We start from the raw sequence: 22759 nt of genomic DNA on the forward strand, positions 1-22759 counted from the left end.
ACATTTGCTTTGTCCTATGCCGATTGATATATTATGCTGTTTTAATTAAATCAAAAACATTAATTGCTACACCTTAATTGTTTTGCAGGACTAAAGTGCTCTTTTTTGTTAAATAATAAAATATATACCCAATTGATATTTACCTAAGTATCATAAGTAAGGATACTAAGAATCGATTATGATTTGATGATAATAAAAATTGAACGTAAAACACTGGGTTATCAGTCATAGTCAGAAGCAATAGTTTGATAAATTACTGGGAACTTCCTAAGTTCAGTAGTTGTACTGTAGGAAAGGGTGATTGGGTCACTATGTAGGTAAGATGACGACTACCTAAATGGTCTTTACGGCTATTATCTCACGACTGCAAGTCAGACATAACGAGAGTCGTATGAGAGCACATTGTAGCTTGAGGCCCCCACATGAAACAGGCGTTAATTATACAATAGACAACACTATTTTCGGTACCATTAGTATATTTTATCTAATCTTTCTCTTGAGCCTCCCCTCCAGGGGACGTTGAAGAGTTTTTTATCGGTTCCAATTTTCAATCCATCCATACATGATTTTAAAAATCACTTTAAATGGATGTTTGTTGAGGTATTTAGCACTGCAAAAAATAAATGTGAATAGATTTTATTATGTTAAGGTGTGGAACCAACAAACTTACCTATGTGTTTAACGAGTTATAATTTTAAACTTATTGATTTTTAATGTGAAATCTTGCTCTGAGGTACCTTGGATAAAATAAGAAATCAATGAGAGTCAATAATCGGGTAATTTTAATTTGTAATTTTAGGTGGGTAACTTGAATATTTATTTATTTTCAGAAGATATGTATTTCCATGCTGGTTTAAATGATTTAGTAGAAAAGGAATACGGAATTTCAGTTAAACTCATTACCATTAGAATGATGATGAATTCACATAAAAATGGTTTCATAATGGAAGATGATGTATTTATGATAGCCGCTGGTGGCTTTAACTTTACAATGTCTATATTAGTGATGCTAGATTATTTTTGTTGTCGCGCATATATACTTCCCTATGATAAAAATGGATTGCTAAATACGAATTTATTTTCTTCATTCTTATCCTGCAAGGTAGACGAAAATTACATTAAAAGCATAGTTAAAGGACACGTTATATCAAACCTTCCTAAAATGTGTAAATTGAGCTATAAAGAGGCAAGCGTTTTAAGCTATAGACTTCAGGGAATAGATGTCTACAATCTGAGCCGACTGTTAGCAGTGAGCATAAAAACAGTTTACACTCAGCAAGAAAATGCTCTAAAAAAACTAGGTGTTAGAACACTCTCACATTTACATATGATCTGAATTGTTGGCTTTTTTCATATTAAACAAGTCAGCCAGAAGGTAAAACATGATTTAAATGGTTAATAAGATGTAATTTGAAATAAATCAATGATCTTACTGAAATCATTCACATATTTTTCACTAGCCCATTAAAATTAGTTTTTGTGGAAGAAGAGCGGAGCATATTCTGTACATCCGCTCTACATTTCTTGTTACAAAACGAGCGTGGTAATAGGTTAAGCAGCTATTGAATGCTGCTAATCGTATTAGATTTTTGGCACACTGGACCTAAATGATATCATTTAATTAAAAAACAGCATAATTCTATAAATGAACTATAATGATAATAGCCATTAGAAATTACAATGCTTAAATTGGGTTAGTAAGTCGGTTTTATTATATATGGTTTTGGAGTAGTATCATGGCCCTTGACGTTCAGATGAATAAGTCAGTCGTTATTATTGAGGATCACCCATCAGTACGTTTTGCACTTAGAACTATCTTATCAACAGAAAATAATATTGATGTCATTGGTGAGGCAAGCAATGGCCAAGAAGGCATATTAGCTGTCAAAAAGCTAAAGCCCGACCTAATTATACTTGACTTAATCTTACCTGACACCAATGGTCTCGAGCTTGTTTTCAACATTAAAAATCATGCAGCAAACTCAAAGATTTTAATTTTTTCAAGTCATGACCCACGTATTTATGCTGAAAAGCTAGCTGCAATAGGGTGTAATGGATATATCAGTAAGAGTTGTACCACGGAGGAAATATTGAGCATGGTGCGTTCAGTACTTGCTGGATATAACTGCTTCCCGTCGAATTCTCAATGGACTAAAGAAGTTAAGAACTCTGACACTGGCGACATAGTGAATAGGTTGACACATCGAGAACTCACTATTTTTATTGCTCTCGCTAAAGGGCAGAGCAATATAGGCATTGCGAAGACGTTAAATATAAGTGAGAAAACGGTTAGCACTCACAAACTAAATATAAAGAAAAAACTCAACCTTAATAGCTCAGTAGAGATAGCTTCATTCGCCATACTTCATGGTTTAATCAATGGAGGTTGATTTTTTATAGAATTTCAGATGGAGGGTGTTTTATGAACAACGCTAAAATAAATTTTATTTTTTTAGTTGTTTTTAGTCTTAGTGCTTCTTTTAGTGTCACTGCTTTCGCCCCTCTAAAAAAACCTCCATTGACTACAATTGTAACGGTAACCTCCTCCTTTCCAGTATCCACATTGATACAAGAATGTTGTTTATCAAGCTATTCACCTTCCCTTCTAAAATCTGAGAGTTACCTATTCAGAGATACGCAAAAAACGAAGTCAGAAATCATTTTCAATCAGGATGAACAAGATTGGATAAAATCTCACCCGATAATATTTTATAGTATCACTAATGATGAAACACCGTTATCTTTTTCCTCAACTGCAGGCTCGCCCGCAGGCTTTGTTGCTGAAAAACTTAATGACCTAGGTCAACGTATTGGTGTCGTTTTTCAGGGCAGGTCAAGGCGCACACAGCAAGAGTTGTTCGCTGATATTCAACAAGGGAATAGCACATTTATACCTTATGTATATAAACTGCCTAAAGATAAATCTGACTTATTGTCGCTCACTATCCCTTATAACTATTCATTGCTAGTCATCATATCACGTAAAGAAGGGCCACACTTTGAGAATATAGCAGCATTAAAAGGAAAGGTTATTGCGTTAACAGCATCACCTAAGCACGTGTTACTAGGGGAACTCAAGGGGTCACCTTTTAATATGACGTTGCAAGCAAAAACATCAGATGCCTTAAAGCTTTTAACCCAAGGTAATGTCGATGCGGTTATCGCCGATTTCACTCTGGCAAGTTACGAGATTTCACATAACTACCAGAATGAACTGGTGATTGATGGGCCGGCACTACCTCCCCCGAGTTATGTTCCTTACAGTGTCGGAGTAGCTAAAAACCAACCTGAGTTTCTGAGTATAATGAACAAAGTGATCCTTAGCTTGCCAAGTAATTACTTTGAATTTAAACAGCAGTATGATGCCAACTCACCTTTCCCTGACACATCATTCCTTAGGTATGAAAATAAACTCCTTGTAGGTGCCGCTATTGTTTTCATTATTATCTTATTCTCTTTCATCTGGGTTAAGCTGTTGTGGATACAGATAGCAAAAAGAAAGAATACGGAAATAAAATTACTGAATGAACTGTCTTTTCAACGAGTGCTTTTTGATAACTTACCATTAGCAATGTTTGTCGTGAAAACTGATTTTAAAATAGAATCGGGCAACCCTGCTTTTATGGATTTATTGCAGATCCCAGCCTCTGATGCTGATGACCCCACTCGATTTTTACTTCATGAGTATCCACATTTTTTCACTCAACTCAGAGAGATCTATCATCAATCGAGGGATGCCGGAAGAGCCTGTTTTAAAGACTTGAGTTTTACTACCGAACATGAAACCAGTCATTTATATACCTGGAGCATTCCTTTCTATAACAGCCTTGGCGAAATTGCGGGTATGCTAAGTGGTTGGCTGGATATCAGCGAACGCACACGTCTTGAGACAGCGCTGCGCCAGGCTAAGGAACTCGCAGACAAGGCGAATCGTGCCAAGTCAACATTCCTGTCTACGATAAGTCACGAAATTCGTACCCCGTTGAACGTGATCATTGGCATGTTGGAATTGCAGTTACACAGTAATGAATTGGCGCTGCAACAGCGCAATGAATTGACGATTGCCAATGAGTCTTCACAACATTTATTAATGCTTATTGACGACCTTCTGGATTTATCCAAGATTGAAGCGGATAAAATGGTTTTACAACCACAACCTATCTGTCTGTCTGAACAGCTTGGATTGTTGGAGCGGATGTTTTCTCCTATGGCCAAGAGTAAAGGTCTTGATTTTATTTTACAGCTCAACGGGGATGCGACAGATTGTTGGCTACTGGCGGATCCTTTGCGACTGCGTCAGATTTTGGCCAATCTGCTGTCCAATGCGGTGAAATTTACCCGGCAAGGAAAGATTACCTTCCAATGCACGGCCAATAGAAAACCTGATAGCGATTCCATAACAGTTACATTCGAAGTTAGTGATACAGGCGTAGGGATTGCAACAGCGGATATTCCAAGATTGTTCTCGCCATTCACTCAGATTGAGGAAGCTGCAAGGTATGCCGGTGGTACCGGTTTGGGGTTAACCATTAGCAGACGCCTATTGGAGATGATGGCAGGCTACATTACGTTGAACAGTGAACTAGGTAAAGGTACACAACTGCATGTCTGTGTCACATTTCCTGCGGTGCAACCCGTTGAGAACGCTTTGCCAATTGACGCAGCCACTTTAGTGCAATCATTGCCGGATTCTCCCCCGATACTCATCGTTGACGATCATTCTGCTAATAGAATATTGCTATCTACTCAATTGCAGCAACTCGGTGCCAACGTCACGACTGCAAATGACGGGATTCACGCTCTGGAATTGATGGCTAATAATAAATTTTCCTTAATAATCACAGATGTCGCTATGCCAGTAATGTCAGGAATGACGTTGGCAGAAAAAATACGCCAGCGTGAAGTCACACGGGGAGAAACCAGAGTCCCGATCGTTGGTTTAACTGCTTTTGTAGAACCTGAAATATTTGACGAGGCAATAACTGCGGGGATGGATCTTTGTTTACGTAAGCCTATCGGTCTGGTGAAATGGGCCGAGATATTGCCACAGTTTTGTCTATCCCCACTTAATCCCGGCACTGAACTTTGTTTAGACCAAGGTTTACAACAACGTTTACTGGAAGCTTTGGCAAATCAGCAATCTGCAGTCGCGATATTCTTACAGTCACTTTGGCAAAGTACGTTGGCCGATCGGCGCGAAGCACAACTTCACCAGCAGAATGGGGATTGGCTGTTACTATCCGAAACCATACATAGGCTCAAAGGCCCATTTAGTTTTATTCATCAAGATGACATTGTGAGCATATGTAATCAATTAGATATCCTGTGTCGCGAAAATGCGCCAAACCCGGACGCAATCTCACAGGCTCTGACATTTTTGGTGCAACAGTTTGATGACTTTAAGAGCCAGCTAGACAAACTTGGATATCTCAACCTTGAGTAAACTGATGGTCTACAGCTTCGTCATTTATCTGTTGAACTCTGGTGGGTAACGCTGAAAAATAGTGCAATCCATCCGCCAGAATGATCACTGGAAATTTACGCAGGCCGTTATGAATGAAACAACCTGGCATCTCTATATGCTGCGAATGCCAAGCGGGATGCTGTACACCGGTATCACGACAGACGTCGCCCGGCGAGCGGCGCAGCATCAGGCCGGTAAAGGGGCCAAAGCCCTACGTGGCAAAGGGGAGCTGGATCTGGTTTTTCACTGCCAGGTTGGGGATCGCTCAATGGCTTTGCGGCTGGAGTATCGGGTGAAACAGTTGAGCAAAAAACAAAAAGAGGAGCTGATAGTGAATCCGCCCCTCTCATTGGAATACCTGCTACCGGTAGTTAAAAGCGACTAAAGGGCGCCGAATACTCCACCAGCCCATTCACACCATTCAGCGCGTCTTCCGCCAGCGGATAAACCTGGAATGCGGCTTCCGTTCCTGGCCAGCGGCAATGCAGATCGAACTGGGCAGCCGTTTTAAAGCCGAAGCGCCCGTAGTAAGCCGGTTCGCCCAGCACCACTACGGCGGCATAGCCGAACTCATTCAGCGCATCCAACCCTTCGTAAACCAGCTTTTCGGCCAGCCCTTGGCGACGCAGGCTTTCCTCTACCGCCAACGGCGCAAGGCCAACCCATTGGCGATCCTCGCCCGCAACGTCAACCGGGCTGAATGCGGCATAACCGACCACGCCACCCTCTTCGTCGGTAGCAACGATGCCCAGCGTCAACAACCCGTCTTCACGCAGTTGTTGCACCAACTCGGCTTCGTCATCACGGCCAAAGGCGTTACGCAGCAGCGCATCAATGCCTGCGGCATCCACCGGAATTTCAACGCGGATCAGCATGGCTGCGGCACACGGGAAGTTTGCGCCGTGCCCTCCTGCAAACCTGCTTCCACAAAGTCCGCTAACCGCAGCAGCCCAACGCGTAACGGCGTAGGCATCGCATCCAGATCGATAGCGTCCATCAGATTTTTTACATACAGGCCCAATTCGGTATCTCCTTCAATCTGCAACCGACGCTGGAAAAACAGCGTGTCGGGATCTTGTTTACGTGCCGCAATCAAGATCAGATCGTTGGCTTCGCCGCTGAAGCTGACGTCCGCCTCAGCCTGTTGGCTCACCACCAGCCTATCGTTTTCTACCGTCATAAACCATTGCAGAGCCAGATCGCGCACTTCAATCTTCAGCCAGCGCGATTCGAGAAACTCCAGATCCCCCTCAGCCAGCGCCTGACGGAACTGCCAGCTCAGCACCTGTTGCAAAACCTGACGCTGCAGAGCAAACGGCGTGAATTTTAACGGTACGCGCAACAGCGACGGCCCTTGACGCACAATGCGTGCTCGTAGTTTTTCCAACACTGTTATTCACTCCTTTCTACTCAGTCTGAGGTTATTTTGCCACATTGCGGCTACGCGTAACCGGTCTATATCAACAAATGGTGCAATTAACGCTCATCTTTCCCTACAGATTTCAAGTTACCGCTTGAATATCAATACGCCAGAAGCTGCCTCAAATCAAAGCTTGTTAACCTCGGGTTCACTAAAATTGTCTCCCCATTTACATCATTGCCAGGCGAATCAATGGCCCGGCAACGTTTATCACAGCATATACCTGGCCAGGTATATGGCTGGAATCAGGATAGATCTATGGAGCTGCTTTGCCCCGCTGGCAACCTGCCGGCCTTGAAAGCCGCGGTAGATAATGGCGCAGACGCCGTTTACATCGGCCTGAAAGACGATACCAATGCGCGCCATTTTGCCGGGCTGAACTTTACCGAGAAGAAGCTGCAGGAAGCGGCTGACTATGTGCACCGGCATGGCCGCAAGCTGCATATCGCCATCAACACCTTTGCTCACCCCGATGGCTACGCCCGCTGGCAGCGCGCCGTGGATATGGCCGCCCAGTTGGGTGCCGACGCGTTGATCCTGGCAGATTTAGCAATGCTGGAGTACGCAGCGGAACGTTATCCGCAGGTGGAGCGCCATGTTTCGGTGCAAGCCTCTGCGACCAACGAAGAAGCCATCCGTTTTTATCAGCGCCACTTCGACGTTGCGCGAGTAGTGCTGCCGCGCGTGCTGTCGATGCACCAGGTGAAGCAATTATCACGCACCAGCCCGGTGCCGTTGGAAGTGTTCGCCTTTGGCAGCCTGTGCATCATGGCCGAAGGGCGGTGTTACCTCTCCTCCTATCTGACCGGGGAATCGCCTAACACCGTGGGCGCCTGCTCACCTGCCCGCTTTGTACGCTGGCAACAAACGCCGCAGGGGATGGAATCGCGCCTGAATGACGTGCTGATCGATCGCTATCAGGACGGCGAAAATGCTGGTTACCCAACGCTGTGCAAAGGCCGCTATCTGGTGGATAACGTGCTCTATCACCCGCTGGAAGAACCCACCAGTCTTAATACGCTGGAGTTGCTGCCAGAGCTACTGGCTGCCAATATTGCCTCGGTGAAGATTGAAGGCCGCCAACGCAGCCCTGCCTATGTCAGTCAAGTTGCGCGTGTCTGGCGCCAGGCCATAGATCGCTGTATGGCCAACCCGGCTGGCTATCAAGCCGACGCCGCCTGGATGGAAACGCTCGGCGCAATGTCCGAAGGTACCCAGACCACGCTTGGCGCGTACCACCGCAAATGGCAGTAGGAGAAACCATGAAATATGCATTAGGCCCGGTGCTCTACTACTGGCCAAACAGCGAGATAGAGGCCTTTTATCAGCAGGCGATGAGCAGCAGTGCCGATATCATCTATCTTGGCGAAAGCGTCTGCACCAAACGGCGTGAGATGAAAGTAGGTGACTGGCTGGCGCTGGCACAGGAGATCGCCAAATCGGGTAAGCAGGTGGTGATCTCTACCCTGGCTTTGCTACAGGCACCTTCAGAGCTGAATGAGCTGAAGCGTTATGTGGAGAACGGCGAATTCCTGATCGAAGCCAACGACCTTGGTACGGTGAATATGGCCGCCGATCGCGGTTTGCCGTTTGTCGCCGGGCATGCCCTCAATTGTTACAACGCCTACACTCTGCGCCTGCTGCACAAGCAAGGCATGATGCGCTGGTGCATGCCGGTGGAGCTTTCGCGCGACTGGCTGGCCAATTTACTGCAGCAATGTGATGAATTGGGGTTCCGCCAGGGGTTTGAAGTGGAAGTGTTGAGTTACGGCCATTTACCTCTTGCCTATTCGGCGCGCTGTTTCACTGCTCGCTCAGAAAACCGGGGCAAGGATGAATGTGAAACCTGCTGCATCAAATATCCGCAGGGGCGCATCGTCAATTCTCAAGAGAACCAACAGGTGTTTGTGCTCAACGGTATCCAGACCATGAGCGGTTACTGCTACAACCTGGGCAACGAACTGACCAGCATGCAGGGGTTGGTGGATATTGTACGTCTATCGCCACAGGGGGTTGAAACACTGGCGATGCTCGACGGCTTCCGGGCTAATGAGCAAGGAAAGCAGCCACTGACGTTAACCGACCATGCCGAATGCAATGGCTACTGGCGGCGCGTAGCCGGATTAGAGTTGGTGCAATAAATCCTCTATCGCAGAACACTACATTTCATTCGGATTGTTGACAAAGCAAAGCCGGGCGCAGCATGCAGCGCCCCTACGTAAAATCGGTTTAGGAGTAGCCATAGCGTCTTCCCTACACCTGACGTTTATGGAATAGATTACGCAGCCCTACTCGGTTGCGTAGTGCTCCGACGCCAATACCAATCAGCGTATAAATCGCCCCCAATAGCAGCAGCATGGCAACGTCCCCGCCGACATCACGCAGCGATAGCCCCATCTGATTCACGCCGGCAATGGCTTTGGTTGCCCATGTTGAGGGGATCATCGAAGAAATCGCCCTGACCCACTGCGGCATCGCTTGCAGCGGCCAGATAGTGCCAGAAAGGTAAAACACCGGGGTGGTGATAAACGACAGCGTCAGGTAAATCATCTCCACGCTGCGCAAGCATTCGGTCACCAGCTTGCCTAGCCCAAGCACCGCAAGCAGGAACGGGAAGGTCAGCAGCAAGATCTCCGGGATCGTCGCAGTCTGTCGATAGCCCAAGACCCAGGGCCACAGCACAAATAACACAATCGACAAGAACAACCAGATCGGCAGCAAGGCCGACAGTCCCCCCAGATAAACAGGAAGCGACGGCTTGCCGCCCGGAGTTCCTTTCAACACAATGCTGACGCGCACGCAGGCAATCAGCAACGAGTGCTGCAATAACATCACCAACAAACCCGGGAAGATAATCGCCGCAAAGCTGATACCGGGGTTGAAAACGTCCAGCGTTTGGCTCTGGATCGGCATCATGATCACCTGAGCCTGCCGTTCACTGAAACCACTGCGCATTAGCAACGAGGTGTTGTACTGGCCCAGCAACTGCTGGTAAGCCGCCACCACGTCCTGTTGGATCTGGCCGTTCGCCAGCCGGTTGGTGGCATCACCGAACACCGGGATCTCGATGTTTTTACCGTTGAGGATCTTCTTCTCCAGATCTACCGGCATGATGATCACCGCAAACAGTTTGCGCCAACCCAGATCGCGTTTTGCCTCATCCAGGTTGTCGTAGGTTTGAATTGCGATCTTAGGGGTGGCATCCAACTGGCGGATAAGCTGGCGGCTGGCGGTGCTGTGATCCTGATCGATCACCCCTACCGGCAGATCCCACACCGTGCGGTTGGCATAAACCATACTCATGATGCACAGTGACAGGATCAACATCAGCCACATCGGCCGTTCCAACATGCTCGTCAATACTTTGCGGAAAGTGAGCCAATAGCTTTTCATCCTACCGTCTCCTCTTTTGCCAGCCGCTTCAGCAGCCGGTTACGCACCAACAGTGCAGTCACCAACGGGTAAACCACCAACAGCGCACACACGCTGAGGATAGCGCTGGCGGGCACCTGCCGCAGGAAGACGTCGAACATGGCGTACAGCGCGTGGGTAAGAGGCTCGATATTAGAGATGATGCGCGCCGGTAGCGGCATGGAAAGCTCAGGCACAGCCATGCCAGAGAAAGTCAGTGCAATACTCACCAACATGCCAATCAGGGTGTAGGCAGTAATGGCGCTGCCGGTAAAGGTATACAGCAACAGGCCGATGCTTTGTGCTGCCATCACATAGAAGAAGCCAATCATCAGCATAAACAGCGGGTTGCCGCTGACGCGAGCGTCAAAAATGCCCACCAGCGCGGCAATCTCCACCATCAGCAAGGTAGTGAAACACAGGGTGTAGGGAGCCAGTTTCCCCAGCAGCGCCAGGCTAAAGGGCTTGGCTTTCAGCAAGGACTTACTGCGCGCCATCACGTAAATCATGCAGGTCACCACAAACAGCTGCAGCATATGAATGGTGGCGGCAAACTGCTGATAATAGATATAGCTGCCGCTGGCATTGAACAGGCTGCCGTAGTTGAGGGTGACATCCGCCAGCGGTGGCAGCGACTTGCCCATGGCCCCGGCAATGATCGAGCGGTAATTGGCGTTGGCCTCAGCCATCAGGCCGCTGAAATCCTGGGTGGAATACAGCCCAGCACCGTAAAACAGCGCGTTGTAATACAGCACCACGCTTGGCTGATTGCCCGCCAGCGCGTCCGCCTCAAAATCGGCCGGGATAGACAGCAAAGCGTAGTCCTGCGCGCTACGCAGACGGCGCAACGACTCATCAAGACCGCCGTCATAGGCTTGCACATGGGCATGAGAACCCGCATCCAGCTTGCGGATCAGGTTTTTGGATAGCGGGCTATGATCGTTATCCACCACCGAGACCGGCAGATCGAGCAAGGTCCCTTCCGAGAAGTTACTGCTGATCAGGCCAAACAGGATCAATGGGAAGATCCACCCCAGCCAGTGCACCACCGGCCGGCGAAAAGCGATGCGGCACTCGTTGCTGAACGCATGGCTGAAGCAGCGCCAACCTGCCCTTACTCTTTCCATTGCCATAAGGTGCTCATCCCTGGGCGCAGGCCATCTATCGGCTGCGACGGATACAAACGAACTTCAAAGGTTTTCAGATCAAAGTCACCGGTGGCCCGCGTGGCCCGCTTGGTGGCGTAATCACCCAGAGGGGCGATATAGCGCACTTCAGCCTCAATCGTTTGGTCTTTCAACGCTGGGACGCGCAGTTGGACCTTATCCCCCTTGCGGACATGCGCCAGAATATCTTCCCGCAGGTTAAACACGAAATAGGCGTCAGGTACGCGGATCAGCGTCATCAATGGGCTGGAGGCGTTGAGCAGCTCACCCACTTCTGCCGGGATTGGCCCCACTTCGCCATCAACCGGAGCTTTAACCAGTAAGTCGTCGGTCTGGGCCTGAATTTCTAGCAGGTCTTGCTCGGAGGCCCTCAGTGCTGCTTCATATTTCTGCCGCAGTTCGATACGATCGCCGTTGATGCCTTCGTCCAAATTGGCTTTGGCGGCCTGCACCTGTTGATAGGCGGTATCACGCGCACGGCGCGAGCTGTCCAATTCAGATTTGGAGACGTAGCCTTTGCTGGCGACGCTCAGGTTACGGTCGTAATCGTGTTGGGCATTCTGGTATTGCGCCTCGGCCTGTGCCAGGTTGGCGCGCAGGTTACGGATGCTTTCTTCACGGGTGCCATGCAGCGATTGGTCCAACTGCGCTTGGGCCTCATCCTTTGACGCCTGCGCTGAACGTAGCTGGGCCATCAGCTCCGGACTTTCCAACCGTAGCAGCAGTTGCCCGGTTTTCACATCGTCCCCACGCTCTACCAGGCGCTCTATCACCCGGCCCTTGGCTTTGGAAGCGACGATCACTTCGGGGGCATCCACTTCGCCCTGCAACAACAAATCCTGATTATGCGCGCGGAATAGCACCGCCATGGCGATAGCTATCCCCATCAGCAGCAGGGTAAACAGCGTCTTCTTTTTCATTACTTCAGCCCCTTGAACATCAGCGTGCAAACAAAAACCATCATAGCTGTAAAAAAACCATTATTCTCATAAGGATATTGCGAGCACATATATCCCCTTTTATAACCGTATTTTCGATTATGCTTTTAACACAAAAAGCATAATCGCTTTTTTAGTTGCAGATCCCTGCAATCGCCCTTTAAGCGATCAACCTGATAAGCACAATGGACGATGAAATGACTGAACACACACGGGTACCGCTTTCGGTACTGGATTTATCCCCGATCCCTCAGGGAGCCAAGGCACGCGATGCGTTTCACTGCTCGCTGGATTTGGCGCAACATGCCGAAAAGTGGGGCTATCAGCGCTACTGGCTAGCGGAACACCACAATATGACCGGCATCGGCAGTGCCGCGACGTCGGTATTACTGGGTTATTTAGCCTCCGGTACCCAAAGCATTCGCCTCGGTTCAGGTGGCGTGATGCTGCCAAACCATGCGCCGCTGGTGATCGCCGAACAGTTCGGCACCTTGGAATCACTCTATCCTGGGCGTATCGATCTGGGGCTTGGCCGTGCACCGGGTACCGACCAACGCACCATGATGGCGCTGCGTCGCCACCTTTCTGGCGAGGTAGATAACTTCCCGCGTGACGTGCAGGAACTGCAACATTACTTTGGCGAAGTACAGCCGGGGCAAGCGGTACAGGCCGTACCGGGCCAAGGGTTACATGTGCCAATCTGGCTGTTGGGTTCCAGCCTGTACAGTGCGCAGTTGGCGGCACAGCTCGGCTTGCCGTTTGCCTTCGCCTCGCACTTTGCGCCAGATATGCTGTTCCAGGCACTGAATGTGTACCGTGAGAACTTTAAGCCGTCTGAGCAGTGCCAGCAGCCGCACGCGATGGTGTGTGTCAACGTGGTCGCCGCAGACAGCGACCAAAACGCCCGCTTCCTGTTCACCTCTATGCAGCAGCAGTTTATCAACCTGCGCCGTGGCTCACCAGGCCCACTGCCGCCGCCGGTCGATAATATCCATGCGCTGTGGAGCGCTGGTGAGCAGTATGGCGTCGATCAGGCGCTACGCATGTCGATCGTCGGTAGCGAAAGTACCATCCGCCATGGCCTGCAAAGCCTGCTGCGCGAGACGGATGCGGATGAGATCATGGTTAACGGCCAGATTTTCGATCATCAGGCGCGTTTACGGTCGTTTGAGATTGTTGCCGGGGTGAAAGGCGATTTAGTGAAGGGATAGGGGTTACATATTGGTGACGCCCCTCACCCTAACCCTCTCCCACAGGGAGAGGGAACCGATCGAGTATGTTTGAAATTAGTGTGATTCACCTTTGATGAGAAAGCGATCGGGTTTGCTGAGATTGTATTGACTCACCTTGAATGAGGAGACGATCGAGTTTGCTGGGATTATCTCTTTACGGCCAAACGAGCAGGGGCTATCAGCTCCCTCTCCCTTCGGGAGAGGGTTGGGGTGAGGGGGCTCAGCGCTGGATGAGGTAACGAATGGTTGGCCCATCCTGCTGAATATCCAGCACCTTGTAGCCGTGGTTACGGGCATCGAGCGGGATATTATTGATCGACTGCGGGCAATCGCTGATCACTTCCAGTATTTCGCCCGGCTTCAACTGCGGCATAGCCTCTAACGTGGCCACCGCCGGATAAGGACAAGGCTCTCCCACCATATCCAACCGGTAATCCGGCACGATCTCTGTCTGTTTCATACTTCACTCCTTAAGTTCACCACCTGCGCATCTGGCTTGGCGCGGAAAAAACGTTTCTCCCACCACAGCATCGCGGCAAAGGCGATGGCCAGCAGCAGATAGGTCACCAGCAAACCGCCGATCGGCCCGAAGGTGTCCAGCAGGTTAATCTTGTCGTAATTGGTCGCCAAGGCTGGTGCCAGATCGTCCCAGTAGTAGGCTAGCAGCGTAGCGCCGATAATGTTACCCAACCCCACCCACCAGTAATGGACCTGCCCTTCCACCGCACGATACATCCAGCCGGTTTCGCAGCCGCCCGCCAGCACAATACCGAAGCCAAACAGCAGGCCGCCCAGTACCGCGTTGGGCCCGGCCCACATGATCTTCGGCGAGACGCCCAGTTGCACATAGCTGAAGATGCCGATGGCGCTGACCGCCATGCCGATAATAATGGCCTTGGCCATATGCGTACGGCCAGTGATCCACAGATCGCGGAACGCCGAGGTAAAGCAGATCTGTGCCCGTTCAATCAGCAGACCAAAACCGATACCAAACAGCATGGCGATGCCGAGTTTCGGCGCATCAAACAGCGTCCATAATGACCAGGCCACCGTGAGGCAGAAAACCACCATACCCAAACGGAAACGACGGCGTGCCTGCTCGGGTTTTTGCGTCAACGGTGAGGCCGCTTTCACTCTTTGCAGCTTGACCGGAATACGGAACATCGGCAGCAAGGTAAATTTGGCACCGAAGTAAGAACCGGCCGCCGTTGCCAGGGCAAAAAACCAGGCATGTAAAGAGAACTGTGGAATACCGGTAAAGAAGGCCGCCAGGTTACACCCCATCGCCAAACGCGCGCCAAAACCGGCAATAATGCCGCCCAGCAACGCCTGTGCAATGCGGATACGGTGCTGCGGCATACGTAATTTGATGTTGTTGGCCCACAGCGCAGCAGCGATGCACCCCGCAAACATGCCGATAATCATGCGCCCATCGATACGGTCGAGTGGTGTGCCCTGTAGGCCGATCACCTTAAAGTAGCCCCACTGCTCGGGGTGGAAGCCAAACCACTGCAAGATATGGCCACCCCAGCGGGTAAATTCGCCGGTAACCGCCCAGAAGGTGCCGGTCATGCCGAAATAGTAGGTCGAGAGGATCCCGGCGGCAATCACCGCCGGTAGGGGCGCCCAAAAGCGCACCAGGTATTGAGATTTGAATTGTTGCCAGTTCACGGCAGCTCCTGTGCATCCGTAAGATAAACCTTGCGAATGATACGCCCTTTAGCGGTATTAACTGAGATGCCAGGCAAAAAAAAACCAGTCCGAAGACTGGTTTGATCATACTGACAACGTATCAATGTCAGGGCGCAGCATGCGGCGCCCCTACGCTGTTAACCCGTAAGGGGTTGTCAGCAATTATGCATCACCGAAACGGCGACGTGGTGCGGCAGGAGCTGCTGCATCGTCACGGCGTGGTGCTGGCTTGTCACGGTTGAAGTTACCGCCACGGCGTTCGCCACCGGCAGCATTACCGCCTTCACGACGCTCACCGAAAGAACGGCGTGGTGCTGGTGCACCTTCGCGACGCTCTCCGTTGAATGGACGGGCACCGCCACGGCGCTCACCACCGTTACCACCGGCAGGACGCTCACGACGTTCATGCGGCTGCGCATCGCCCAGCAATTGCATGTTCATCGGCTTGTTCAGAATGCGAGTGCGAGTGAAGTGATTCAGGATCTCGCCCGGCATGCCTTTTGGCAGCTCGATGGTGGAGTGGGAAGCAAACAGCTTGATGTTACCGATGTAACGGCTGCTGATGTCACCTTCGTTAGCGATCGCGCCAACGATATGACGAACTTCCACGCCGTCATCACGGCCTACTTCAATGCGGTACAGCTGCATTTCACCAACGTCACGGCGTTCGCGACGTGGACGCTCAGCGCCACCATCACGGCTGTCTGGACGTGCATCACGACGACGGTCGTTGCTACGCTCGCCACCGCGATCATCACGGTCGTTGAACTCACGACGTTGACGCGGTTTGAACACTGGATCTGGTGGCAGGATCAGAGGACGTTCGCCCTGCGCCATTTTCAGCAGTGCAGCGGCCAGCGTTTCCATATCCAGATCTTCACCCGGCTGCAGCTTAGCCAACAGCGCACGGTACATATCCAGATCGCTGCTTTCCAGCTGCTGCTGAACTTTAGCGGCAAACTTGGCCAGGCGGCGCTCACCCAGCAGATCTGCGTTTGGCAGCTCTACTTCAGGGATGGTCAGCTTCATGGTGCGTTCGATGTTGCGCAGCAGGCGGCGTTCGCGGTTTTCGACGAACAGCAGCGCGCGGCCAGCACGGCCAGCACGACCGGTACGGCCGATACGGTGAACGTAAGACTCTGAATCCATAGGGATGTCATAGTTTACTACCAGGCTGATACGTTCAACGTCCAGACCACGAGCGGCAACGTCGGTGGCGATCAGAATATCCAGACGGCCATTTTTCAGACGCTCCAGGGTCTGCTCACGCAGCGCCTGGTTCATATCACCGTTCAGTGCGGCGCTGTTGTAACCGCTGCGCTCCAGCGCTTCGGCCACTTCCAGGGTCGCATTTTTGGTACGTACGAAGATGATCGCCGCGTCAAAATCTTCAGCTTCCAGGAAACGCACCAGCGCTTCGTTTTTACGCATACCCTGTACGGTCCAGTAGCTCTGGCTAATGTCCGGACGAGTGGTGATGCTGGACTGAATGCGCACTTCCTGTGGATCTTTCATGAAGCGACGGGTAATACGACGGATCGCTTCCGGCATGGTCGCAGAGAACAGCGCGGTCTGATGTTCAGCCGGGATCTCCGCCATGATGGTTTCTACGTCTTCGATAAAGCCCATGCGCAGCATTTCGTCGGCTTCGTCCAGAACCAGGCCTTTCAGGCCAGACAGGTTCAGGGTGCCACGTTTCAGGTGGTCCAGCAGACGGCCCGGGGTCCCTACTACGATTTGCGGGCCCTGACGCAGAGCGCGCAGCTGCACGTCATAACGTTGGCCACCGTACAGGGCCACCACGTTAACGCCATGCATGTGCTTGGAGAAATCGGTCATGGCTTCAGCGACCTGAACCGCCAGTTCGCGGGTTGGAGCCAATACCAGGATTTGTGGTACTTTCAGGGCTGCATCGAGGTTGTGCAGCAGGGGCAGCGAGAACGCCGCAGTTTTACCACTACCGGTCTGCGCCATGCCCAGCACGTCGCGGCCGTTCAACAGGTGAGGAATACACTCAGCCTGGATCGGTGATGGTTTTTCGTAGCCCAGATCGGTCAGGGCAGCAATGATCGGAGCAGACAGCCCCAGGTCAGCAAAAGAGGTTTCAAGCTCAGTAGTCATGTACACGTGCCTCATTAATAATGGCAGCCAGTCTACATAACTCGTCGAGAAAATTTTCAGTCATTTTCATTGAAAAGTGTGAACCGGCTCAAATTAGATTATAAAACAGACAAAAAAGCCCTCGCCCGTTAAGGCGATTACTTTGGTCAAAAAACCAATGTAAATCAGGCTGATAAATGTCCGTCAGCTATTGCTGGTCCGATTCCGATAGGTCGTCTTGTTCTTGGCCCAACAGCGCCAATTCCAACAATGCATAGCGGTGCTCAACAAAGTTATGAACATTGTTAGCCACCGTCAGTTTGAACAGCGCCGAAGCGGTGTCCTTGTCCCCCAGACTTAGGTAGTGCTTACCTAAATAGAAGTCAGTTTCACTGAGATGCTCAGCGAGCGAAGTGTTATCCGTTGCATCTGCCTTGAGGCGTTCCATCAGCGTTTTTTCGCTGATTTTGCCCAGGTAGAATTCGACAATATTCCATCCCCATTGCCCTCTGTCCGATTTGTCATAGCGCTGCTGGAGCGATACGGTAGCCATCTTGGGATCGATTTCTCTCTCCACCAGATAAAGCCACAGCGAACGGAAGGGATCGTTTGGGTCGTCTTGATAAAACGCCTGCAGATCATCCTGCGCCAACGGGAAGCGGCCGCCATAATACAGTGCGATGCCCCGGTTTAAACGCGCGTAATTGTAAGTTGGATCAAGCTCTAGTACAGAATCAAACGCTTCATAGGCAGCATCAAAATTGCCTGCCTGCGTTAAGTAAATGCCCAGGTAGTTGAAAACTTCTGGCATATCAGGACGTATCGCTAGCGCTTGTGAAAAGTCATTGCGCGCTAGAGCACGTAAACCAAGACTATCATACAGCACACCGCGCTCATATAAAAGCTGTGCTCGCTCATCGTCCGTTAATGCCCGGCTGGCAAGTATTTGTTCCATGCGCGCCAGGATCACTTCCTGCTGCAGCGTGGGCTGCAACGGAATAGCCAGAACTTCGTCTTTACGCCAATCATGGTTGCTGCATCCTGCCAGCAATAGTGCTGTCGCAACGTAACACCAGCGCAAGAAAGGCTTCATTTCCCACTCCCGAAGACAAACATTGGATGAACGTCCTGTCCTCCGCTTGCTAATACGCGAGTATCCTACCCACGTGATAAGAACAGCCCCTGCCCTACGGCAGGGAGCTGTAAAACTGTTGATACAGTTATTCTGCTTCTGGTGCTGGAGCCGCAGCGGATTCTGGCGCTGTAGCTTCTTTGATGCTCAGGCGCACACGGCCCTGGCGATCAACTTCCATTACCTTAACCGGTACTTCCTGACCCATCTGCAGATAGTCGGTCACTTTCTCAACGCGCTTGTCGGCGATTTGAGAGATATGCACCAGGCCTTCTTTACCGCCGCCGATGGCCACGAAGGCACCAAAATCAACGATACGGGTCACTTTACCCTGATACACACGGCCAACTTCGATCTCAGCGGTGATCTCTTCGATGCGGCGGATAGCGAACTTCGCTTTGTCGCCGTCGGTCGCAGCAATCTTCACTGTACCGTCATCTTCAATTTCGATGGTGGTGCCAGTTTCTTCGGTCAACGCACGGATGACTGAACCACCTTTACCGATCACATCTTTGATCTTGTCTGGATTGATCTTGATGGTGTGAATACGCGGTGCGAACTCGGAGATATCGCCACGTGGCGTGCTGATAGCCTGTTCCATCACGCCCAGAATGTGCAGACGAGCACCTTTGGCCTGATTCAGAGCCACCTGCATGATTTCGCGGGTGATACCTTCAATTTTAATGTCCATCTGCAGCGCGGTGATACCATCGCGGCTACCGGCCACTTTGAAGTCCATGTCGCCCAGGTGATCTTCGTCACCCAGAATATCAGACAGTACGACAAAGTTTTCGTCTTCCTTCACCAGGCCCATTGCGATACCCGCAACGGCTGCCTTGATTGGCACACCTGCATCCATCAGTGCCAGAGAAGCACCACAAACGGAAGCCATTGAAGAAGAACCGTTGGATTCGGTGATTTCGGACACCACACGCACGGTGTACGGGAAATCTTCTGGTTTAGGCATCATAGCTAAAACGCCACGTTTTGCCAGACGACCATGACCGATTTCACGACGCTTCGGCGAACCAACCATGCCGGTTTCACCAACAGAGTACGGAGGGAAGTTGTAGTGGAACAGGAAGCTGTCGGTTTTCTCGCCCATCAGCTCGTCGATGTTCTGTGCGTCACGCGCGGTACCCAGAGTGGCAGTAACCAGCGCCTGAGTTTCACCACGAGTGAACAGTGCGGAACCGTGGGTACGTGGCAGAACGCCAGTGCGCACGTCCAGACCACGGATCATGTCTTTCTCGCGGCCATCGATACGCGGCTCGCCACGCAGCACACGGCTACGTACGACGTTTTTCTCAACGGTGCCCAGGATGTCCTGAATTTCAGACGCGTCCAGAGTCTCGTCTTGCGCCAGCAGAGTTTCCACTACGCTGTCTTTGATCGCATCAACCTGAGCGTAACGCTCTTGTTTTTCGGTGATGTGGTAAGCATCGCCCAGACGGCTTTCGGCCAGCTCGGTTACGCGCGCATGCAGCGCTTCGTTAACCGCTGGTGCCTGCCAATCCCACTTCGGCTTGCCTGCTTCAGCAACCAGAGCGTTAATGTTTTCGATAACGATTTGCTGTTGGTCATGGCCAAACACGACTGCGCCCAGCATCTGATCTTCGCTCAGCACGTCAGCTTCGGATTCCACCATCAGTACTGCACCAGCGGTACCGGCAACCACCAGATCCAGGCTGCTTTCTTTCAGCTCGTCAGTGGTTGGGTTCAGTACGTACTGATTGTTGATGTAACCCACGCGAGCAGAACCGATTGGGCCATTGAACGGAATACCGGACAGGCTCAGGGCAGCAGAGGCACCGATCATCGCTACGATGTCTGGGTTTACCTGTGGGTTCACGGAAACCACGGTGGCGATCACTTGCACTTCGTTCAGGAAACTATCTGGGAACAGTGGGCGGATCGGGCGGTCAATCAGACGGGAAGTCAGGGTTTCGCCTTCGCTCGGACGGCCTTCACGACGGAAGAAGCTACCCGGGATACGGCCAGCAGCGTAGGTACGCTCCTGATAGTTCACGGTCAGAGGGAAGAAGCTCTGGCCTGGTTTGGCTTTCTTCTGGCCTACTACGGTGACGAATACTGCGGTGTCATCCATGCTCACCATCACGGCAGCAGTGGCTTGACGTGCCATCATACCGGTCTCAAGCGTCACGGTGTGTTGGCCATACTGGAATTTGCGAATAATCGGAGTCAGCAAAATTTAATCCTTAATTGGTGGCGCGCAATCGTTCTTCGACTCGACACGCCTGTGGTTCACTGACCTTCTCACTACATCCTCGCGACTAATGACAATCCTTATCTCTCATGAGATAAAGCCTCTCATTAGCCGCGCGAACCTCTGTAACGGAAGATCCTCAGTAATACATTAACCTGATTTGCTTATGCTTCCTAGAAGAAAGGGGCCACATTTGGCCCCTTTCTACTGAAACTTGCTCGATTAGCGACGCAGACCCAGACGCTCGATCAGGCTGGTGTAACGTGCTACATCTTTACGCTTCAGGTAGTCCAGCAGCTTACGACGCTGAGAAACCATACGCAGCAGACCACGACGGCTGTGGTGATCTTTTTTGTGCTCTGAGAAGTGGCCTTGCAGATGGTTGATCTGCGCAGTCAACAGGGCAACCTGAACTTCGGTAGAACCGCTGTCGTTAGTACCACGACCGAAGTCAGCTACGATTTTAGCTTTAGCTTCAACACTTAGAGACATTGTCATACTCCAAAATTATAGATAATAAATACAGGCGCCGATCTCTAATTCAGCAACCCAATGCATAAGCTGCGCCATTCTACTCTTAGCGCAGGGCGATCGCAAGGCGGGCAGGTCAGTCGAAATATTCGACAACCAGGCGGCGCGGCGCGACTCGGCCATCATCAGCAATCTCGCCAATGCCGATAAATTTACGTTCTTCGCCTTCGGTAATGCGCACCAGACCCGAGGCCGGAGCCCCTGCGGCCTGCACCGGCTGCCCTTGCTTGACGTAACCCGCTACCGCTGGCAGTAGGTTCACTTCAGGGAAGTCTTCGGCCGGGCTGTCCATCGGCATCAGCAACGGATCGAGCAGTTCGCTCGGCGCAATGCTCTGCTCCTGTGCCTGCTGCACTAGCGCATTCAGCTGTTCCAACGTGATCATGCGGGCGATCGGGTACTTCGCCACCTGCAGACGGCGCAGATAAATCACGTGCGCTCCACAGCCCAGTAGTTCACCGAGGTCATCCGTGATGGTACGGATGTAGGTGCCTTTTGAGCAGTGAATTTCCAGCTCAAGCTCATCCCCTTCCCAGCGGATAAACTGCAACTCATACACGGTGATACTACGTGCTTCACGTGGGACTTCGATACCCTGGCGAGCATATTCGTACAGCTTTTTGCCCTGGTATTTCAGTGCGGAATACATCGAAGGCACCTGCTGGATGTTACCCCTGAAGGTGTCCAGCGCGGTATCGAGCTGCGCTTGAGTGAAGTTTACCGGCCGCTCCTGCACGATCTGGCCATCGGCATCCGAGGTGTCCGTGCGCTGGCCCAAACGGGCAATCACGCGGTAACGCTTATCGGAATCGAGCAGGTACTGGGAGAACTTGGTGGCCTCACCCAGACAGATTGGCAGCATACCGGTCGCCAGTGGATCGAGCGCGCCGGTGTGGCCCGCGCGGTTGGCATTGTAGATACGCTTTACTTTTTGCAGGGCATCGTTAGACGACAAGCCCTGCGGTTTGTCCAGCAGCAGTACGCCGTGAATGTCACGGCCGCGACGGCGAGGGCGACTCATTAAGCCTCCTCTTCATCGCCTGATGCATTGCGACGTTCGGCATCGCTCTTCACTACGTTGGTCACCAGGTTGGACATACGCATGCCTTCAACCAGTGAGTTATCGTAGGAGAAGGTCAGTTCCGGCACTACGCGCAGGCGCATCGCTTTGCCCAGCAGCGTACGGATATAGCCAGAGGCATCCTGCAACGCTTTAATGCCGTTGGTCACCAGATCCGGATCGTGGTTTTCGGTCAGCACGTTCAGGAAGGTGACGTAAACTTTGGCGTAAGCCAGATCGCGAGACACTTCAACACCTGAAACGGTAGCCATGCCGACACGCGGATCTTTGACTTCACGCTGCAAGATCATCGCAATCTCTTTTTGCATTTCTTGTGCCACGCGTTGACCGCGGCTGAATTCTTTTGCCATTTGGAAACCCTCCAG

General features: G+C 51.1%; 21 protein-coding genes. 7 read left to right on the top strand and 14 right to left on the bottom strand.

Features of this window, described 5'->3' with window-relative positions:
• The first annotated feature begins 808 nt into the window (after positions 1-808).
• The 4 genes from ACMV5I_RS08890 (at position 809) to ACMV5I_RS08905 (ending at position 5849) form a co-directional block, all read left to right on the top strand.
• On the top strand, positions 809-1336 hold the full coding sequence (locus ACMV5I_RS08890) for a helix-turn-helix transcriptional regulator (protein ID WP_414824167.1): 528 nt from the start codon (positions 809-811) through the stop codon (positions 1334-1336).
• A 400-nt stretch (positions 1337-1736) separates the two neighbouring features.
• Positions 1737-2390 carry a response regulator gene (locus ACMV5I_RS08895; RefSeq protein WP_414824168.1) on the top strand — a complete coding sequence of 218 codons (654 nt, stop codon included), beginning with the start codon at positions 1737-1739 and terminating at the stop codon, positions 2388-2390.
• 32 nt (positions 2391-2422) lie between these two features.
• Entirely contained in the window at positions 2423-5443 is a 3021-nt protein-coding gene (locus ACMV5I_RS08900; protein WP_414824169.1) for an ATP-binding protein, read from the top strand.
• A 109-nt stretch (positions 5444-5552) separates the two neighbouring features.
• Positions 5553-5849, top strand: a complete 297-nt coding sequence (locus tag ACMV5I_RS08905; RefSeq protein ID WP_174334800.1) for a GIY-YIG nuclease family protein — start codon at positions 5553-5555, stop codon at positions 5847-5849.
• Here the strand turns inward: ACMV5I_RS08905 and ACMV5I_RS08910 are convergent.
• Positions 5836-6339, bottom strand: coding sequence for a GNAT family N-acetyltransferase (locus ACMV5I_RS08910; protein ID WP_414824170.1), 504 nt, complete (start codon positions 6337-6339; stop codon positions 5836-5838). The genes ACMV5I_RS08905 and ACMV5I_RS08910 overlap by 14 nt on opposite strands.
• Positions 6333-6854 carry a ubiquinone anaerobic biosynthesis accessory factor UbiT gene (ubiT, locus tag ACMV5I_RS08915; protein WP_024483381.1) on the bottom strand — a complete coding sequence of 174 codons (522 nt, stop codon included), beginning with the start codon at positions 6852-6854 and terminating at the stop codon, positions 6333-6335. The genes ACMV5I_RS08910 and ubiT overlap by 7 nt, the downstream gene beginning before the upstream one ends.
• Before the next feature lie 288 nt (positions 6855-7142).
• Between ubiT and ubiU the strand changes: the two genes are divergently transcribed.
• Positions 7143-8138, top strand: a complete 996-nt coding sequence (gene ubiU, locus ACMV5I_RS08920) for a ubiquinone anaerobic biosynthesis protein UbiU (RefSeq protein WP_021179065.1) — start codon at positions 7143-7145, stop codon at positions 8136-8138.
• A gap of 8 nt (positions 8139-8146) precedes the next feature.
• Positions 8147-9025 (top strand): U32 family peptidase, encoded by an 879-nt coding sequence (locus ACMV5I_RS08925; protein ID WP_414824171.1) that lies wholly within the window; start codon positions 8147-8149, stop codon positions 9023-9025.
• A gap of 112 nt (positions 9026-9137) precedes the next feature.
• On the opposite strand, the gene ACMV5I_RS08930 is transcribed toward ACMV5I_RS08925, so the two are convergent.
• The 3 genes from ACMV5I_RS08930 to ACMV5I_RS08940 are packed head-to-tail and all read right to left on the bottom strand — an operon-like array spanning position 9138 to position 12381.
• Entirely contained in the window at positions 9138-10277 is a 1140-nt protein-coding gene (locus ACMV5I_RS08930; protein ID WP_202810393.1) for an ABC transporter permease, read from the bottom strand.
• The gene (locus ACMV5I_RS08935) at positions 10274-11428 is read right to left on the bottom strand and encodes an ABC transporter permease (protein WP_202672582.1); all 1155 of its coding nucleotides are present in this window, start codon (positions 11426-11428) and stop codon (positions 10274-10276) included. Before ACMV5I_RS08935 ends, ACMV5I_RS08930 begins: the two co-directional genes overlap by 4 nt.
• Entirely contained in the window at positions 11410-12381 is a 972-nt protein-coding gene (locus ACMV5I_RS08940; RefSeq protein ID WP_094981882.1) for an HlyD family secretion protein, read from the bottom strand. Before ACMV5I_RS08940 ends, ACMV5I_RS08935 begins: the two co-directional genes overlap by 19 nt.
• A 215-nt stretch (positions 12382-12596) precedes the next feature.
• Here ACMV5I_RS08940 and ACMV5I_RS08945 point away from each other — a divergent pair, with 215 nt between their 5' ends.
• Positions 12597-13610 (top strand): luciferase-like monooxygenase, encoded by a 1014-nt coding sequence (locus ACMV5I_RS08945; RefSeq protein WP_414824173.1) that lies wholly within the window; start codon positions 12597-12599, stop codon positions 13608-13610.
• A gap of 241 nt (positions 13611-13851) precedes the next feature.
• Here ACMV5I_RS08945 and yedF read toward each other — a convergent pair whose 3' ends face one another.
• The 9 genes from yedF to rbfA all read right to left on the bottom strand — a co-directional run bounded on the left by yedF (position 13852) and on the right by rbfA (position 22744).
• Positions 13852-14091, bottom strand: a complete 240-nt coding sequence (gene yedF / locus ACMV5I_RS08950) for a sulfurtransferase-like selenium metabolism protein YedF (protein ID WP_021179059.1) — start codon at positions 14089-14091, stop codon at positions 13852-13854.
• A complete protein-coding gene (gene yedE / locus ACMV5I_RS08955; RefSeq protein WP_202728021.1) occupies positions 14088-15302 on the bottom strand; it encodes a selenium metabolism membrane protein YedE/FdhT in 1215 nt (404 codons plus the stop codon). Before yedE ends, yedF begins: the two co-directional genes overlap by 4 nt.
• 183 nt (positions 15303-15485) lie before the next feature.
• The gene (locus ACMV5I_RS08960; RefSeq protein WP_121608525.1) at positions 15486-17444 is read right to left on the bottom strand and encodes a DEAD/DEAH family ATP-dependent RNA helicase; all 1959 of its coding nucleotides are present in this window, start codon (positions 17442-17444) and stop codon (positions 15486-15488) included.
• Entirely contained in the window at positions 17434-17514 is an 81-nt protein-coding gene (gene yrbN, locus ACMV5I_RS08965) for a protein YrbN (RefSeq protein WP_096335046.1), read from the bottom strand. Before yrbN ends, ACMV5I_RS08960 begins: the two co-directional genes overlap by 11 nt.
• Positions 17515-17631: 117 nt before the next feature.
• Positions 17632-18516, bottom strand: coding sequence for a lipoprotein NlpI (gene nlpI, locus ACMV5I_RS08970; protein ID WP_021179056.1), 885 nt, complete (start codon positions 18514-18516; stop codon positions 17632-17634).
• A gap of 127 nt (positions 18517-18643) precedes the next feature.
• Positions 18644-20764: a polyribonucleotide nucleotidyltransferase gene (gene pnp / locus ACMV5I_RS08975; protein ID WP_121608524.1), complete on the bottom strand. Its 2121-nt coding sequence runs from the start codon at positions 20762-20764 to the stop codon at positions 18644-18646.
• A gap of 240 nt (positions 20765-21004) precedes the next feature.
• Positions 21005-21274, bottom strand: coding sequence for a 30S ribosomal protein S15 (gene rpsO / locus ACMV5I_RS08980; RefSeq protein ID WP_010279698.1), 270 nt, complete (start codon positions 21272-21274; stop codon positions 21005-21007).
• Between the two features lie 115 nt (positions 21275-21389).
• Positions 21390-22334 carry a tRNA pseudouridine(55) synthase TruB gene (gene truB / locus ACMV5I_RS08985; protein ID WP_414824174.1) on the bottom strand — a complete coding sequence of 315 codons (945 nt, stop codon included), beginning with the start codon at positions 22332-22334 and terminating at the stop codon, positions 21390-21392.
• Entirely contained in the window at positions 22334-22744 is a 411-nt protein-coding gene (rbfA, locus tag ACMV5I_RS08990; protein WP_024483372.1) for a 30S ribosome-binding factor RbfA, read from the bottom strand. The genes truB and rbfA overlap by 1 nt, the downstream gene beginning before the upstream one ends.
• Between the last annotated feature and the right edge of the window lie 15 nt (positions 22745-22759).

Source organism: Serratia sp. T13T92, from assembly GCF_047530105.1.
In the GTDB taxonomy this organism is placed as follows: Bacteria; Pseudomonadota; Gammaproteobacteria; order Enterobacterales; family Enterobacteriaceae; genus Chania; species Chania fonticola.